Consider the following 14376-nt stretch of genomic DNA (forward strand, 5'->3'; position numbering starts at 1 on the left):
CGCAAACGAAAAACCGGTGTTTTGTATGAGCCAACGCACATACATAATTCTTGAATCCTAGCCTCGGTCTAAGGCTGGTTTGATAGCTCGCGCGGGTGAGGTGATCGAACGCGAGAACGGCAGTCGTCGAAGTTATCGAGCGGTTGCCGTTCTGCCTTTGATTGACGTGTAGATGCTTCTGATCGCCGCCGATCGATCGACGGAGGGCATCTCGATGATGATCGAAGCAGAACTTTGGCGGGCTTCATAGACACTCCGTTTGAATGTATGGAATCAGCAAACTGCAAGCACATCTTAAGAATGCAGAGTTAGCTGGGAATTATCCAATTCAGCCGAAGTGTCGACGCATGCACAGCCGGAAGTTAGCGATGTCCATGCCGCTTGATGAACTCCATCAAGGCGGCAAAGGCAGGGGGTATGGAAGGATCGGCGGCCTGAAGGTGAAGCGTATCGTCGCCATCGACATGGATCCGATAGGTGCGGCCGTCCGGAACAGGTTTCGTTGCGCGTGGCCTCGATGCGCTCGCCTCGGCACGCGCCGCCACGACGAGATGCGCGAATGCAACGCCATCGTCGGGCGAAAGATCCTTCTCGTCGAGAACGATCGGCCGTGCAAGTCCGGGAAAGGCAGCTAACCCGCCATCGGTCGTCAGCTCCGCGTGCATTGAAGGCTCCCACGACGATTGATGTGAAGCGCAGCCCGCGCACACCAGCGCCGCGCCCGACAACAGGAGCGCGGCGAAGATGCGAGCGCGCGCACGATCACAATACACCGACTTCGTGCCATCCCTTCTTGACCGCCGATGCCTCCGCGCTGCTCGCGCCATATAGCCTGCTCGCCGCAGTTAGCGTCAGCTTCGCGAATGTCTTGAAGGTCGCGGTCGGCTTGAGGTGCGAGTCGGTCAGCGTCTCATACCAGATTCGCCCCGCCTTCTCCCAAGCATATCCGCCGATTTCAAGAGCGGTCATGCAGAACGCCTTGTTTGGAATGCCTGAGTTGATATGCACGCCGCCGTTGTCCTGCGTCGTGCGAACGTACTCGCTCATGTCGGCGGGCTGCGGATCCTTTCCGAGCCTCGGATCGTCGTAGGCCGTGCCGGGATTCTTCATCGAGCGAAGCGCGACGCCATTGACGCCCTTCGCGAGCAATCCCTCGCCGATAAGCCAGTCCGCCTTGTCCGCCGTCTGCTTGTGCGCGTATTGCTTGATGAGCGAGCCGAACACATCCGATATCGACTCGTTCAGCGCGCCCGCCTGCGTCATGTAATTCAGGCCGGCGGTATGTTCGGTCACGCCATGCGTCAATTCGTGACCGATGACATCCAGTGCAATGGTGAAGCGGTTGAAGAGCTCGCCGTCGCCATCGCCGAAAACCATCTGCTGCGAGTTCCAGAACGCGTTGTCATAGTCCTTGCCGAAATGGACGGTGCCGATGAGCGGCATGCCCGCATCGTCGATCGAATTGCGATGAAACACCTCCAGATAGAACTCGAAGGTCGCACCGAGACCGTCATAGGCTTCGTTGGCGGCATCGTCTTTTACGGGCTTTGCGCCTTCGGTACGAATGACCGTGCCGGGCAACGTTTCAGTTTCGTCGGCCGTGTAGATCGTGCGATGCGCGGAAGGCGCGGCGGCAGTGGGCATCGGCGCTGCGCGCCGGACTGCGAGCGTGGCCTCCACGGCACGGAAGGACCGCATCGTGTGATCCTTCGACAGCGTGTCGATGGCGATCTCGCGCTCCTTCGCGTCGCCATGCTTCGCGATGTGCTCCAGCATGTGCGGCGGCAGAATGCAATAGATGGAGTGAGGGCGTCCGGGTTTCAGGCGAGTGCACATGATCGTCTCCTTGGCGAATCGAATCGATGGATTGAGCGCGGCCACGACGAAAATCTAGACGATGCCTCCGAATAGTCAATAGATGCCCTTCTACCATTGCCAAGCGTTATGTCGGTCCTCGCGAACCGCTTCATTCCGGCCTTCCATTCATGTAGATCTACTTAACTTCTTTCCGTGCCAAGAGACGCGAATGTGCGATAGCGAACATTGCATCGACGTCTAGACGTCCGGTCTCGTGCATGCATGGCGGTATACCCCATGCATGCGGCAAAACATCACTTTGTTGTCCAGCGCACCGAAGGCCAGAAACGAAAGGAGGTTAAATCTTGCAAAACGTGCAATGAGAACCTCAACAAATGCGCGACCTAAATAAAACATCGAGCGGCCCAGGGATTCAGTGCGTTGCCAATATCGCTTCTTACCGAAGCGAGCGCCTATGCGTCGGTAATATTGGAAGTGGGGCCGACGCATGACGCCGATCGTCTTTGGAGGCCGCTTCGGGTGGCTTCACGTCGGCCATGGAAGCCACGGCGTCGTGCTATGCAACCCATTCGGGCATGAGGAAGCGTGGGGCCACAAGGCCATGCGCTATCTGGCCGAAGAGCTTTCCCGACGCGGTATTCCGGTCTTGCGCTTCGACTATCTGGCGACCGGCGATTCAGTCGGCATCGATCATGAGAGCGATCGGGTCGATCACTTCATCGCGGATATCGGCGCGGCTATCGAACGTTTGCGACAGGAAACGGGCGTAACGAAAGTCACGCTGTGCGGCTTGCGTCTGGGCGGCACACTGGCTGCGCTGGCATCGCATCATCCGCTGGTGGATTCGCTCGCGCTCCTCGCGCCCGTGGTCAACGGACGCCACTATCTGCGCGAACTCACCGCGCTGCGACAGACGTGGGTCGAAAATCTTCCCGTCGTCGTGAGAGCGGTGCAGGTCGATTCGCCATATCACGTGCTCGGTCAGGTTTATAGCGAAGCGTTTCGCAGCCGCCTGAGCGGGCTCGATCTCGGCAAGGCGATGAGTCATCAGTCCGCTCTGCCCAAGCGCGTGTTCGTGGCCGACTTGCGGCCGGGCGCGAGCCGGTCGCTATGCAACGTATTGCTCGATCGAGGCGTCGACGTGCAGACGGAAGCCTTCGACGACTACTTCGAATTCATGCAGGAGACTGCATCGTCGGTCCTGCCCGAGAAGACGCTCAAGCGCGCGGCGCAATGGATCGCGGAGGGCGTGGCCGAAGGCATGGCCCGCGATCTCAAGCCGGCCCGCACGAGAAAGGCAGCGCGGCCGAGCATGAGCGACGATGCGATCATCGAAACGCCGGAAGCGATCGAGCGCCCGGTGATCTTCGGCGCTGCAGGACTCTTCGGCATCTTGTGCGAGCCGCGCGACGGACTGCCGGGCGGCCCTGTGATCGTCATCACGAATACAGCGGGCAGCGTGCATCAAGGCGACAGCCGGCTGTCCGTCCGCATGGCGCGGGAGATGGCACAACGCGGCATCGCATCGTTGCGCTTCGATGCGCGTGGCATCGGCGACAGTCCCGCACGTTCGCCGGATGGCACGCACGACACCGTTGCGTCGATTCATGCGCAAACCACGATCGAGGATGTCGCGACCGCAGCTGCATGGCTCAAACGCAAGGGCTACGATAACGTCGTTGTGTTCGGCATCTGCTCGGGTGCATATAGCGCGTTGCGCGCGTCGCTGATCGAGCCGGCTATCGGCGCTGTCATCGCCGTGAATCTGCAGCGCTTCCATGTACCTGAGCATCTGACGCTGCAAGAGCTCAGAGCGCAGCGGCGCAACACGATGGCGCGTCTCGGACCCGCGATCCTGAAGCCGCAAAAATGGTGGCTCGTGCTGAGCGGCAAGCGCGGACTCAAGCCGATCCTGAAAGCTTTCGCATCGAATGCGGCGGCGCGGCTGCAATCGCAGATGCCCGGTGTGACGCGCAAGAAGGTCGTTCAGGCGGATCACGGTTCGCTCACGGATCCGCACAGCATCGTCCATGCGCTCGAACGCAAAGGCGTGCGCACGCTGCTCGTGTACGGCGCAGGCGACGAAGGTCTCGATCAACTGAACGCGCATTTCGGCAGGCACGGCAAGAAGCTGTCTCGAACGACGCGCGTCCGGGCCGCAGTGTGCGGCGATGTCGATCACGCGCTCTACGACACGCGCGCGCTCGCCACGGTGATCGCGATGTCCGACACCTTCATCAAGGATCTGAAGCCGGAAAGCGCGCCGGTCATGGAACCCATTGCGCCGCTCGGTGTTTCTCCGCAGCTCTAAGCTGATCTTCATCTCATCGACTCTGATACGGGACGCGGCTCGTCCGCGCACGCGCGTCCCGTATCGTTGACCACGCTGTTCGTCGGAATCCGACAAGTCCCCGCCCTCTGTTTCTCTGCGGCCCACACTTCGGCCTCGCCTATTGCGGATGGTTTCGGCGCGCAAATCGCGCTTCCACCCCGAAATCCCTTTCCTATCAGGCCGGCGAGTTAACCGAACAGATCCTCTAGTAGCCGCTGGCACAGCCCTCGCATATGTAGCTGCGAGCGCAACGATTGGTGCTCATCCAACCAACCAAGTCAGGAGCTACATCATGTTGAAGATCGACAACCTCGCTGTCAGCAAAGAACTCGGCCGTGCTGAAATGGGCGCCATCGTCGGCGGTTCCAGCATCTTCCAGAACAACGGCGTTAACGCCAATGTCAACGGCGGCTTCTCCTTCGCCAGCCCGCAAACGAACGTCGCGCCCGTCACGCAAGTCGATGCCTCGCAACACACCGACGTCGACGTGAAGAACATCACCAAGTCGCTCGCTTCGGTCGGCAGCCTGCTTGGCGGCGTCGCACTCTGATTCCCCATCTCATCGCAATCATCCACGCATCCGGAGAACCATCATGTTGAAGATCGAATCCCTCGCAGTCAGCAAAGAACTCGACCGTGAAGAAATGGGCGCTATCGTCGGCGGCTCCAGCATCTTCCAGAACAACGGCGTCAACGCCAATGTCAACGGCGGCTTCTCGTTCGCCAGCCCGCAGACCAACGTCGCGCCCGTCACGCAAGTCGATGCGTCGCAACATATCGACGTCGACGTGAAGAACATCACGAAGTCGCTCACCACCGTCGGCAGCGAAATTCTCGGCGCGAAGCTGTAAGCATCATCCCTCGAAGGGAGAAGGAACCGACGACGTTTCCTTCTCCCTCTCGTCATTGTTCCGAAGGCCGCACGCGCGCAATGCGCGGATTGACCAGGCCGCTCCTCTTTTGGCTTTTTTCCGCTAAGGCAATCGCCTGCAAGTGGCTTTGTCACCAGCGTTGTACGGCGCGTGCATGTGATATGGGCTGTTTCACTGAGCCCGTCGCATTCGTGTACGCGGACCGTCGGTCGTGCGCCGACATGTCCGGCGATCTGTCATCGCGCAGCCGACGAATCGATGCGCCGCTCGTTCGTGAATGATGCTGTAGATGCCCGGTGAGCCTTGCTATTCAATGGATCGGCCTAACCGGACAACATCCGGACGCTTCTGGCACAGCTCTCGCATATGGAGATGCGAGCGCAACGATTGGTGCTCGTCCAACCCAACCCGTCCCAGGAGACACATCATGCTGAAGATCGAAAACCTCGCCGTTAGCAAAGAACTCGGCCGTGCTGAAATGGGCGCCATCGTCGGCGGCGCGAGCATCTTCCAGAACAACGGCATCAACGCCAACTACAACGGCGGCTTCTCGTTCGCCAGCCCGCAGACCAACGTCGCGCCCGTCACGCAAGTCGATGCTTCGACGCACACCAACGTCGACCTGACGAACGTGACGAAGACGCTTGATTCCGTCGGCAGCCTGATCGTGGGCGGAAAGCTGTAAGGCATCGTCTACAAGGGGAGAAGGGACAACGCTGCTTCCTTCTCCTTGCTTCTCTTCCCTGTACTCCCTTCCTGCCGGTTCTTCCTTCCCCAAGTTGCGACCCAACGCTCGATGCGAGCGCTGTTCGTCTTTTTCATCGATACTTCGTATTCCATAGTTTCGTCTCTCTTCTTGCGGCGTGAAACGTGTCGCGTGTCTGATTACCTTGCGTGTTCGCCGGCTCCAGACATGTTTCGAGTATCTGTCTTTGGACGGCCGACAGCCGGCGACCATTAGCGACCTGGACTGCGCGTAGAGATCTGCTTTGAGTACCTCGATTTTGTATGTCGATCAATGACTTGCATTAACCGAACAGGTCCTCTAGTAGCCGCTGGCACAGCCCTCGCATATGTAGCTGCGAGCGCAACGATTGGTGCTCATCCAACCAACCAAGTCAGGAGCTACATCATGTTGAAGATCGACAACCTCGCTGTCAGCAAAGAACTCGGCCGTGCTGAAATGGGCGCCATCGTCGGCGGTTCCAGCATCTTCCAGAACAACGGCGTTAACGCCAATGTCAACGGCGGCTTCTCCTTCGCCAGCCCGCAAACGAACGTCGCGCCCGTCACGCAAGTCGATGCCTCGCAACACACCGACGTCGACGTGAAGAACATCACCAAGTCGCTCGCTTCGGTCGGCAGCCTGCTTGGCGGCGTCGCACTCTGATTCCCCATCTCATCGCAATCATCCACGCATCCGGAGAACCATCATGTTGAAGATCGAATCCCTCGCAGTCAGCAAAGAACTCGACCGTGAAGAAATGGGCGCTATCGTCGGCGGCTCCAGCATCTTCCAGAACAACGGCGTCAACGCTAATGTCAACGGCGGCTTCTCGTTCGCCAGCCCGCAGACCAACGTCGCGCCCGTCACGCAAGTCGATGCCTCGACGCACACGAACGTCGATCTGACCAACGTCACGAAGTCGATCGATGCGGTTGGCAGCGTGCTCGGCGGCGTGAAGCTGTAAGCCCTCACACAGCCATTCACGTCATCAGGAGAGACATCATGTTGAGAATCGAAAACCTCGCCGTCAGCAAGGAACTTGGTCGCGCTGAAATGGGCGCCATCGTCGGCGGCGCGAGCATCTTCCAGAACAACGGCATCAACGCCAACTCGATCACGGGCTTCGCGTTCGCGAGCCCGCAGATCAACGTGGCGCCGGTGACGCAGGTCGATGCATCGCAGTACACCAAGGTCGATCTGACCAACGTGACGAAGTCGCTCGACGCCATCGGCAGCCTGCTGCACGGCGTGAAAGCGTGAAGAACTGAAGCAGCACCGTCGACGGGAGAAGGAACAATTGTGCTTCCTTCTCCTTTCTTCACTACTTTGCGAGCGCAACTGCCTCGCGCTGCGCGATGAAATCCGCGGCAATGCTGTTATACGCAGCCGGAACGACATCGTGGATGTCACCCGCCTTCACCAGTTCACCGTGGTACAGAGCCCCGTCGTACTCGATATGAATCATGCTGTTCGGCGCGGGCTGCAGATAGCGATAGCCGCCCAACGATTGGATGGCCCCTCCGGTCCTGGCCTGGATCTCCTCCAGAGACGCAAACGGATCCTTCCCCTTTGTCAGGTTCGCCCACAAGTGCGTGGTCACGACCGTGTACGGCAACTGATAGATGATGGATCCCTTCGGCATCGGCGATTTGTCGGCGGCAAGCAGAAACGGCAGTCCGTTGATGGCCGGACCCTCGTCCTTGCGAATGGCATCCGAGATCGGCAGACCCGATACGTCGTCCAATTTGATCGTGATTCGCTCCAAGGCCGTCGACATGCCCCGCATGCCGAGCTCATAACCTTGCGATAGCTTCTGGAAGATCTTCGAGTTCGAACCGAAATGGATGTAGGGGGTCGATCGCGACGTGAACGCACCTTCCGCCGTGATATACAGCTGCGTCTCATAGTCTTGCGTATATGCGCCCGCTATCGTTGTGGTCTCTGCGATGAAGTTGTCGTCGCTATCCCTGTCGACGTAGAACCGGGTTCTGCCCGAAGCGACGGGCGTGTAGCCTCCGCTGCCGGGATAGTTCGCATCGAACTGATAGAAGCCGCTGCCGCTGTCCTTCAAGAAGATGCTGTTGAAGAAGCTCGCGGCCGCACTGGATGATGTGGGCGCGTCCGATGAAGTCGATGCCGTATCCGCCGAATTCGACGATGTCCCTCCCGTCGCCCCGTTGCCGTTGTTCTCGACAGCCGATAGACCGCTGCCGCTTCCGCCTCCACATGCGGCGAGCGCGAGCAGCAGTCCGGCAATGAGCGCCTTCGCCGTCGAATGAATCGACGCGAGCGTCAGACTCTTCTCGTTGGCCATGTTTTCTCCTTCGTTATTTGGGCCGCAGTGTCTTGACCATGCAATGCAGCCCGAGGTCGATCGCGCGTCAGAATTGCGCGGTCATCTGAAACCCGACCGTCACGCGCGATGTCTCGAGTGAAGACGGCTTGTAAATCGGCGTGCCCGCGAAGAAGTCATAGCTGAACCCAGCGTACTTCGACGGAATGCCGCCGCGAACGCCGATCACCGCGCCGACGAGCTGCGTGCCCGCGAGAAACTCGGTATTCGGGCCGAACACGCGACCGTAATCCACGCCGACGTAGAGCGACTGGCGCGTCTGTCCGATCGGCATCTGCAATTCGTTGCGCCAGTAGAAGCCTTTTTCTGCGGCCAACATTTGTTCGCCGTCGAAGCCGCGCACGGTGTAGCGGCTGCCGATCGTCAGGTCGTCGATGTAGTAAAGCTGATCGTTGGTGTATTGCCCGTGTACGGTCGTCACGTAGCGGAAGCTTTGCTTCGCAATGGCAAACGGCATCGACAGGTTCATATCCAGCACGGCCATCTTGAAGCGGTAGGTCGGTGCCCGCGTGGATATGGAGTAAGGATCCGGTTCCGGATCGGGTCTCGCGCCCAGACCACCGATGCCTTGGCGATATGCCAATGTCGCGTCGAACTGTGCACCGCCGAAGTAATGTCGATCGGTCAGTCCCAGTTCGAGGAAAGTATTGTTGCGTCGCTGTAGCTCGATCTCCGTGTCTTCGATGAAGCTCGCACCGAAGCGCTTCGAGAGTTGCATATAGCTGCTGAGCACGTCGCTCTGGCTGCGGCGCAGCACGCGCTGCAGTTTGAGCCCCGCGCTCTGCGAATTGCCGCTCGACACGAACGATTGATTCACACCGGCGATCTGCTGATAGTAAGTGTTCGTGTTGCCATACAGCGTCGCGGTCCAATAGCCCCATGGGATCGAGTAGGAACCGTTGAAGCCGTGCGAGCCCAAAGTCTTGTCGTCGAAGTACAGGTCCTGATTCGCGCCTACGCTCAGGATGTCGTTCAGTCCAAGAAGATTGTCGATGCCCAGGCTGACGTTGCCTTGCCACTTGCCGGTTGCACGGCTGCCGGAGTTGTCGACAGAGGCGACGAACGTCCAAGGCTTGGCGCGCTTGACGGTGATGACGACATCGCTCTCACCGGGCGAGCTGGTCGGATCGACCTTCATGTCGACGTCCTGGCTCGCGACGCGCTTCATCTGCTCCAGGCCTTGCTCGAGATCGCGCAGGTTCAGCACGTCGCCGGGACGCGCCGGAAAAGCGGTCTTCCATGTGCCCGACGTGTTGGGATCGGCAAAGCGCAATTCGCGGATCACGCCGGGGATCAGAGCGAACTTGAGCGTGCCGGTCGACAGGTCCTGTTCGGGCAGCAGCACACGCGTCGTGATCAGTCCGCGGCTCAGGATTGCCTGCTGAAGCGCCTTGGTCAGTACGTTCACGCCGTCCTTGCCGATGCATTGACCTTTGTAGTGGTCGAGCCACTCGCGGGCGAACGCGAACGGATCGAGCGGCAGCGATGATGCGCCCTGCTTCCGAATCGGCTCGGGCAGCGTTTGCGGCACATCGAGCTCGAAGGCGTCGATGCGAAAGCACGGCGTCTCTGAAGGAAGCAACGGATATCGCTTTTCGTCAGGGATTTCCGAGCGCACGGCCGGCGCTCTAATCGCCGATTCGCGTTGCTGTGCCTCGCGTTGTTGCTGGATTTGCTGATCCTGTATCGCATTCGCGCGCGCGGCGGCGGCTTCGTCTGTGAATGGAATTTGCTGCGCATTTGCTGCGAGCGACATCAGGGCTGTGAACGGCAGAGCCGCAAGCCTTTTTCGGTAAATCATCAACTAACTTCTAGGTCTGAATGGAACAAAAAAACCGTCGCGGGCGGCGACAACATCCATACGCCAAACCCGAGCGACTTACCCGACCAAGGCCGAGCAGAACGCCGCTGCTGATGCGTGTGTCGGACGTGGAGAGAGCGTCGTCATTACCATGAACGACGCTCATGAGCGCCTGAACCCGGCCCGGTGAATGAGCCGTGCTCTGATTAACTACGATCCGTCCTTTTACTTTTTCTTCGCCTTCTCGGACGACCGACGGAAACTTCTTACTATCGCCGTCTCCGTCGTGGCCGTAAATAATCCTTTCCTGATCTTTCCATTCAATCAGAAAAAGATTGTGACTATCGTTGGACCATTTCAATAGGGGTCAGATGTTGAGAGTCATTCCGTCCTGCTGTCGGCTGCGGTGCGGCCTCGCGCGTCACGCCGACGGCGACTATCCGTAGGTCAATCAGCAGGCGGAGATTCTGGCCGGCGAAGGCGGCTTTAACGTCAATGTGAAGGGCAACATCGATCTGAAAGGCGCGGTGATTGCAAGTGCCGCGGACGCACCGCAGAACAGCTTGAGTACACTGGCACGCCGACATACAGCGACATCGAGGGCCGTGATCACGGATCTACGTGATCACGATCAAGCGCATACAACACGCGTTCTGCGCGCCGAAGCTCGCGCTGCCTCCGCTTGACTAATCGTGAACCCGCCGCCCGCGCTGCTCCGATGCGCGCTGCTCGTGGTCACATCCTGCACGCTGACGATGTTCAGATCACCAACGTCCGACACGCGCCGCGTTGCCGAGTCAGAATCCTTTTTTTGCTGATGCGCCAATGACCTGCATCGGTCTTGCGCTGCCCGCATTGACGCTCGTATTCCGCTGCGCCGCGAGCGTGCCACCGTTCGTCAGCGCGCCGGATGTAGCGACGATCACGTCGCGCTGAGAAACCCATCGACTTTCATCAAAAACAGCCCCGCAGCAGCCGGTCCGCGCGCCGATTTCCCACCCCAGTTATCATCGGTTCCACCTTTCGTCCGAGCGTGAAACCATGAGCACACTTCCCTACCGTAGCGCCCTCATCGTCGGTGCCGGGCCAGGCATCAGCGGCTCTCTTACGCGGCGTCTGCGCGCCGAAAACATTCCGGTTGTCATCGCGGCGCGCAATGTCGAGAAGCTCGCGGCGCTCGTCGATGAAACCGGCGCCATCGCGCTACCCGTCGATGCATCCGATGCCGGTCAGATCGAAACGCTCTTCGCCCAGACCGAAGCCCGCATCGGCGCGCCGGAAATCGTCATCTACAACGCGAGCGGGCGCGTGCGCGGACCCATCGCGGAACTCGATGCCGAAGAAGTCGCGCAGGCTGTCGCCGTCTCGGCGCTCGGCGCGTTTCACGCCGTCCAGCAGGCCGCGCGCCGCATGATTCCCGCCGGCAAAGGCGCGATCCTGCTGACGGGAGCGACGGCGGGCGTCAAGGGTTTCGCGCTGTCCGCGCCCTTCGCGATGGGCAAGTTCGCGTTGCGCGGCCTCGCACAAAGCGCCGCGCGCGAACTGGCGCCGAAGGGCATTCACGTCGCGCATTTCGTGATCGACGGCGGCGTGCGCGCCGAACATCGCGCCGATCCGCCCGACGCGCCGGACAGCACGCTCGATCCCGACGCCATCGCACAAACCTATCTCGATGTGCTGCGCCAGCATCGCAGCGCGTGGACGTGGGAAATCGAGCTGCGGCCGTGGGCGGAGAAGTTCTGAAGCGTCACGCGCTCGCGGCGAGCTGGCCGATCCGCTCGGCCATCCCGCGGTCGACGGGCGTGTAGACGATCATGCCGAGATCCGGCCGGCCATCGACGGAAAACGCCGAATATTCCAGCTCGACCGATCCGAGCGCCGGATGCATCAGACGCTTGATGCCGCCGCCTTCTTCGTGGCTGTGGACGTCGTTGTCGCGCCAGAGCGCGTCGAATTCGGGACTCGCGTGCCGAAGCTCTTCGACGAGCTCGCCGACTTCCGACACCAGCCCCGCGCGCGCCACATCCGCCCGGAACGCGCCGACGACGAAGCGCGCGACGCTGTCCCAGTCGTGCTGCCGCGCGCGGACATCGGGATTGCGGAACAGGAATCGCAGGATATTGCGCCCGCCGGGAGGCAGCGTGCCGTAATCGGTCAGCACGACGGCCGCGGCGCGATTCCACGCGACGACATCCCACGTCGGCGTCTTGACGATGGCCGGGCTGGTCTGCAGCGAATCGAGCAGACGCTGAAGCCGCGGACTGACGCCATCGGCGGACCGGTAACGGACTTCCGGCGGCCGTCCCAGCCCGAGCATGAAGAGATGCTCGCGCTCGGCATCGGTGAGCAACAGCGCGCCGCAGATGCGCTCCAGCACATCGGCCGACGGCGCGCCGCCGCGTCCCTGCTCCAGCCACGTGTACCAGGTCGGACTGATGTTCGCGCGCTGGGCGACCTCTTCGCGGCGCAGGCCGGGCGTGCGGCGGCGTCCGGCGAAACCGAAGCTCGCCGGATCGAGACGCGTGCGCCGGCTGCGCAGAAAATCGCCGAGCGATCTGGCCGTATCCACGGATATGAAACCCTGTTAGTCGTTTTAATAGGATGACGTCACTACTTTAACGGGATAAAAAAACGTCGGATAGTGAGCGCCATTCGACCAGGGAGCTTCACCATGCGAATTTTTCTGACGGGCGCGACCGGCTTCATCGGCTCGGCCTTGGTGCACGAATTGATCAACGCGGGTCATCGGGTGATCGGCATGACGCGCTCGGATGCGGGCGCGCGGGCGCTCGAAGATGCCGGCGCCGAAGTGCATCGCGGCACGCTGGAAGATCCGGAAAGCCTCGCGCGGGGCGCGGCGCTGGCGGATGCGGTCATCCACACGGCCTTCGATCACGACTTCTCGCGCTTCGTCGAGAACTGCGAAAAGGACAAGCGCGCGATCGCCGCGCTCGGATCGGCGCTCGCGGGCACGAATCGTCCGCTCGTCATCACGTCGGGCACCGGCATGGGCAGCGGCGAGCACGGCGAACCGGCGCGCGAGGACGTCTTCAACACGCGTCATCCGAATCCGCGCATCGCGTCCGAACTGGCGGGGAACGCGCTGCTCGATTCCGGCATCAACGTGTCGGTGGTGAGACTGCCGCAGGTTCACGATCCGTTGAAGCAGGGTCTCATCACGCCGCTCATCGGCATTGCGCGCGACAAGGGCGTCGTCGCTTATGTGGGCGATGGCGGCAATCGCTGGCCGGCGGGCCATGTCTCCGATGCCGCGCGGCTCTACCGGCTCGCCGTCGAGAAGGCGGAAAGCGGCGCGCGTTATCACGCGGTCGGCGAGGAAGGCATCGCGAGCCGCGCGATTGCCGAAGCGCTCGGACGCGGGCTGAAGCTGCCGGTCGCGTCGATTTCTCCGGACGATGCAGCCGCGCATTTCGGCTGGATGGCGATGTTCGTCGGCCTGGACATGCCCGCGTCGAGCGCGCTGACGCAGGCGCGCCTCGGATGGAAACCGACAGGCCCGACGCTCATCGCCGATCTGGACGAAGCGCGCTACCCCTGACGCGTTTCGTTTGGCGCAAATGCCCCCGAAACTGTCATTTCCGACAATAGCCGGAACGCTCGGAATTGCCTAAAGTGATCGGCATTCGATCACCTTTCGCAACCGGAGCCGATATGATCCGCCCGACCCACGCCGCACTCGACCGCCCGATCTGGACCGCGCTGACCACGAAGCAGGCGCATCTCGGCCTCGGCGACACACTCGCGCGGCGTTTCCATCCGGATGTCGCGCCGTTCGGGGCCATCGCCTCCGATACACCCGATGCCTGGCGCGCGCTGCACGCGCTGCTGCAACCCGGCGAACACGTCGCGATGCTGTCGGCGGATGCGTTCGCGGACATCGGCGCATTGCACGCGGAGCGCGTCGGCACCATCCATCAGATGATCGCGACGTCGCGTTTCACGCAAAGCATCGACGACCGCGACGTGATCGCGCTCGGCGCTGCCGATATCGACGCCATGCTCGCGCTCGTGCAACGCACGAAACCCGGTCCGTTCGGCAGGCGCACGCGCGAAATGGGCCGCTACATCGGGATTCGCGAGCAAGGCGAACTCATCGCGATGGCGGGCGAGCGCATGGCCATCGACGGTCATGTGGAGATCAGCGCGGTATGCGTCGATGAACGTTGCCGCGGACGCGGTCTGGCCGGACGGCTCATGAACATCCTGCGCAAGGAAATCGGCGAGCGCGGCGACACGCCGTTTCTGCATGTCTTCAGTCACAACGAAAGCGCCATCGCGCTGTATGAACGGCTCGGCTTCGAGCTGCGTCACGCGTTCACGTTGATGCGAATCAGCCGCCCGATGAAATAAGCATTCACTGCGGCGAATGCGCAGGTGCCCGCATTCCAGCGCAATGTCGTAATTCTTCTATCCGCGCGAGCCGGCTTTCGATGGAATACGGGACAGTCACGC

At 61.0% G+C, this 14376-nt stretch carries 15 protein-coding genes; 10 read left to right on the forward strand and 5 right to left on the reverse strand.

The window, feature by feature from the left end; translation table 11 throughout:
- Positions 1-362: 362 nt before the first annotated feature.
- Both QCE58_RS17420 and QCE58_RS17425 read right to left on the reverse strand, forming a co-directional pair.
- Complete coding sequence (locus tag QCE58_RS17420; RefSeq protein ID WP_033536023.1) at positions 363-665, reverse strand: protealysin inhibitor emfourin; 303 nt, start codon at positions 663-665, stop codon at positions 363-365.
- Between the two features lie 97 nt (positions 666-762).
- Positions 763-1836 carry a M4 family metallopeptidase gene (locus tag QCE58_RS17425; RefSeq protein ID WP_250522431.1) on the reverse strand — a complete coding sequence of 358 codons (1074 nt, stop codon included), beginning with the start codon at positions 1834-1836 and terminating at the stop codon, positions 763-765.
- A gap of 535 nt (positions 1837-2371) precedes the next feature.
- Here QCE58_RS17425 and QCE58_RS17430 point away from each other — a divergent pair.
- The 7 genes from QCE58_RS17430 to QCE58_RS17460 all read left to right on the forward strand — a co-directional run bounded on the left by QCE58_RS17430 (position 2372) and on the right by QCE58_RS17460 (position 7009).
- Positions 2372-4129, forward strand: a complete 1758-nt coding sequence (locus QCE58_RS17430) for an alpha/beta hydrolase (RefSeq protein ID WP_250522430.1) — start codon at positions 2372-2374, stop codon at positions 4127-4129.
- A gap of 313 nt (positions 4130-4442) precedes the next feature.
- Positions 4443-4700 (forward strand): hypothetical protein, encoded by a 258-nt coding sequence (locus QCE58_RS17435; RefSeq protein ID WP_250458684.1) that lies wholly within the window; start codon positions 4443-4445, stop codon positions 4698-4700.
- Between the two features lie 43 nt (positions 4701-4743).
- A complete protein-coding gene (locus QCE58_RS17440; protein WP_008346268.1) occupies positions 4744-5001 on the forward strand; it encodes a hypothetical protein in 258 nt (85 codons plus the stop codon).
- 448 nt (positions 5002-5449) lie between these two features.
- Entirely contained in the window at positions 5450-5707 is a 258-nt protein-coding gene (locus QCE58_RS17445) for a hypothetical protein (RefSeq protein WP_008346266.1), read from the forward strand.
- 447 nt (positions 5708-6154) lie between these two features.
- The gene (locus QCE58_RS17450; RefSeq protein WP_250458684.1) at positions 6155-6412 is read left to right on the forward strand and encodes a hypothetical protein; all 258 of its coding nucleotides are present in this window, start codon (positions 6155-6157) and stop codon (positions 6410-6412) included.
- A 43-nt stretch (positions 6413-6455) separates the two neighbouring features.
- Entirely contained in the window at positions 6456-6713 is a 258-nt protein-coding gene (locus tag QCE58_RS17455) for a hypothetical protein (protein ID WP_008346263.1), read from the forward strand.
- 38 nt (positions 6714-6751) lie between these two features.
- Positions 6752-7009, forward strand: a complete 258-nt coding sequence (locus tag QCE58_RS17460; RefSeq protein WP_008346261.1) for a hypothetical protein — start codon at positions 6752-6754, stop codon at positions 7007-7009.
- A gap of 61 nt (positions 7010-7070) precedes the next feature.
- Here the strand turns inward: QCE58_RS17460 and QCE58_RS17465 are convergent, their stop codons facing one another.
- Together QCE58_RS17465 and QCE58_RS17470 are read right to left on the reverse strand one after the other, a co-directional pair.
- Positions 7071-8063 carry a hypothetical protein gene (locus QCE58_RS17465; RefSeq protein WP_250522428.1) on the reverse strand — a complete coding sequence of 331 codons (993 nt, stop codon included), beginning with the start codon at positions 8061-8063 and terminating at the stop codon, positions 7071-7073.
- A 67-nt stretch (positions 8064-8130) separates the two neighbouring features.
- Positions 8131-9903 (reverse strand): ShlB/FhaC/HecB family hemolysin secretion/activation protein, encoded by a 1773-nt coding sequence (locus tag QCE58_RS17470; RefSeq protein ID WP_250522427.1) that lies wholly within the window; start codon positions 9901-9903, stop codon positions 8131-8133.
- Positions 9904-10944: 1041 nt separating this feature from the next.
- On the opposite strand from QCE58_RS17470, the gene QCE58_RS17475 reads away from it, so the two are divergent.
- Complete coding sequence (locus tag QCE58_RS17475) at positions 10945-11646, forward strand: SDR family NAD(P)-dependent oxidoreductase (protein WP_250507902.1); 702 nt, start codon at positions 10945-10947, stop codon at positions 11644-11646.
- A gap of 4 nt (positions 11647-11650) precedes the next feature.
- On the opposite strand, the gene QCE58_RS17480 is transcribed toward QCE58_RS17475, so the two are convergent.
- Positions 11651-12472, reverse strand: a complete 822-nt coding sequence (locus QCE58_RS17480; RefSeq protein ID WP_250507901.1) for a helix-turn-helix transcriptional regulator — start codon at positions 12470-12472, stop codon at positions 11651-11653.
- 102 nt (positions 12473-12574) lie between these two features.
- Here QCE58_RS17480 and QCE58_RS17485 point away from each other — a divergent pair, with 102 nt between their 5' ends.
- Positions 12575-13462, forward strand: coding sequence for an SDR family oxidoreductase (locus QCE58_RS17485; RefSeq protein ID WP_250522426.1), 888 nt, complete (start codon positions 12575-12577; stop codon positions 13460-13462).
- 113 nt (positions 13463-13575) lie between these two features.
- A complete protein-coding gene (locus QCE58_RS17490; RefSeq protein ID WP_250437560.1) occupies positions 13576-14274 on the forward strand; it encodes a GNAT family N-acetyltransferase in 699 nt (232 codons plus the stop codon).
- The last annotated feature ends 102 nt before the right edge of the window (positions 14275-14376 follow it).

The organism is Caballeronia sp. LZ028 (assembly GCF_031451415.1).
Taxonomy (GTDB): Bacteria; Pseudomonadota; Gammaproteobacteria; order Burkholderiales; family Burkholderiaceae; genus Caballeronia; species Caballeronia zhejiangensis.

What these genes read in the sequence shown, in the direction of transcription:
- QCE58_RS17435 (WP_250458684.1), top strand. Translation starts at nt 4,443, where the DNA reads ATGTTGAAGATCGACAACCTCGCTGTCAGCAAAGAACTCGGCCGTGCT.
- QCE58_RS17470 (WP_250522427.1), bottom strand. Translation starts at nt 9,903, where the DNA reads ATGATTTACCGAAAAAGGCTTGCGGCTCTGCCGTTCACAGCCCTGATG.
- QCE58_RS17460 (WP_008346261.1), top strand. Translation starts at nt 6,752, where the DNA reads ATGTTGAGAATCGAAAACCTCGCCGTCAGCAAGGAACTTGGTCGCGCT.
- QCE58_RS17450 (WP_250458684.1), top strand. Translation starts at nt 6,155, where the DNA reads ATGTTGAAGATCGACAACCTCGCTGTCAGCAAAGAACTCGGCCGTGCT.
- QCE58_RS17490 (WP_250437560.1), top strand. Translation starts at nt 13,576, where the DNA reads ATGATCCGCCCGACCCACGCCGCACTCGACCGCCCGATCTGGACCGCG.
- QCE58_RS17445 (WP_008346266.1), top strand. Translation starts at nt 5,450, where the DNA reads ATGCTGAAGATCGAAAACCTCGCCGTTAGCAAAGAACTCGGCCGTGCT.
- QCE58_RS17420 (WP_033536023.1), bottom strand. Translation starts at nt 665, where the DNA reads ATGCACGCGGAGCTGACGACCGATGGCGGGTTAGCTGCCTTTCCCGGA.
- QCE58_RS17425 (WP_250522431.1), bottom strand. Translation starts at nt 1,836, where the DNA reads ATGTGCACTCGCCTGAAACCCGGACGCCCTCACTCCATCTATTGCATT.
- QCE58_RS17455 (WP_008346263.1), top strand. Translation starts at nt 6,456, where the DNA reads ATGTTGAAGATCGAATCCCTCGCAGTCAGCAAAGAACTCGACCGTGAA.
- QCE58_RS17475 (WP_250507902.1), top strand. Translation starts at nt 10,945, where the DNA reads ATGAGCACACTTCCCTACCGTAGCGCCCTCATCGTCGGTGCCGGGCCA.
- QCE58_RS17440 (WP_008346268.1), top strand. Translation starts at nt 4,744, where the DNA reads ATGTTGAAGATCGAATCCCTCGCAGTCAGCAAAGAACTCGACCGTGAA.
- QCE58_RS17485 (WP_250522426.1), top strand. Translation starts at nt 12,575, where the DNA reads ATGCGAATTTTTCTGACGGGCGCGACCGGCTTCATCGGCTCGGCCTTG.
- QCE58_RS17465 (WP_250522428.1), bottom strand. Translation starts at nt 8,063, where the DNA reads ATGGCCAACGAGAAGAGTCTGACGCTCGCGTCGATTCATTCGACGGCG.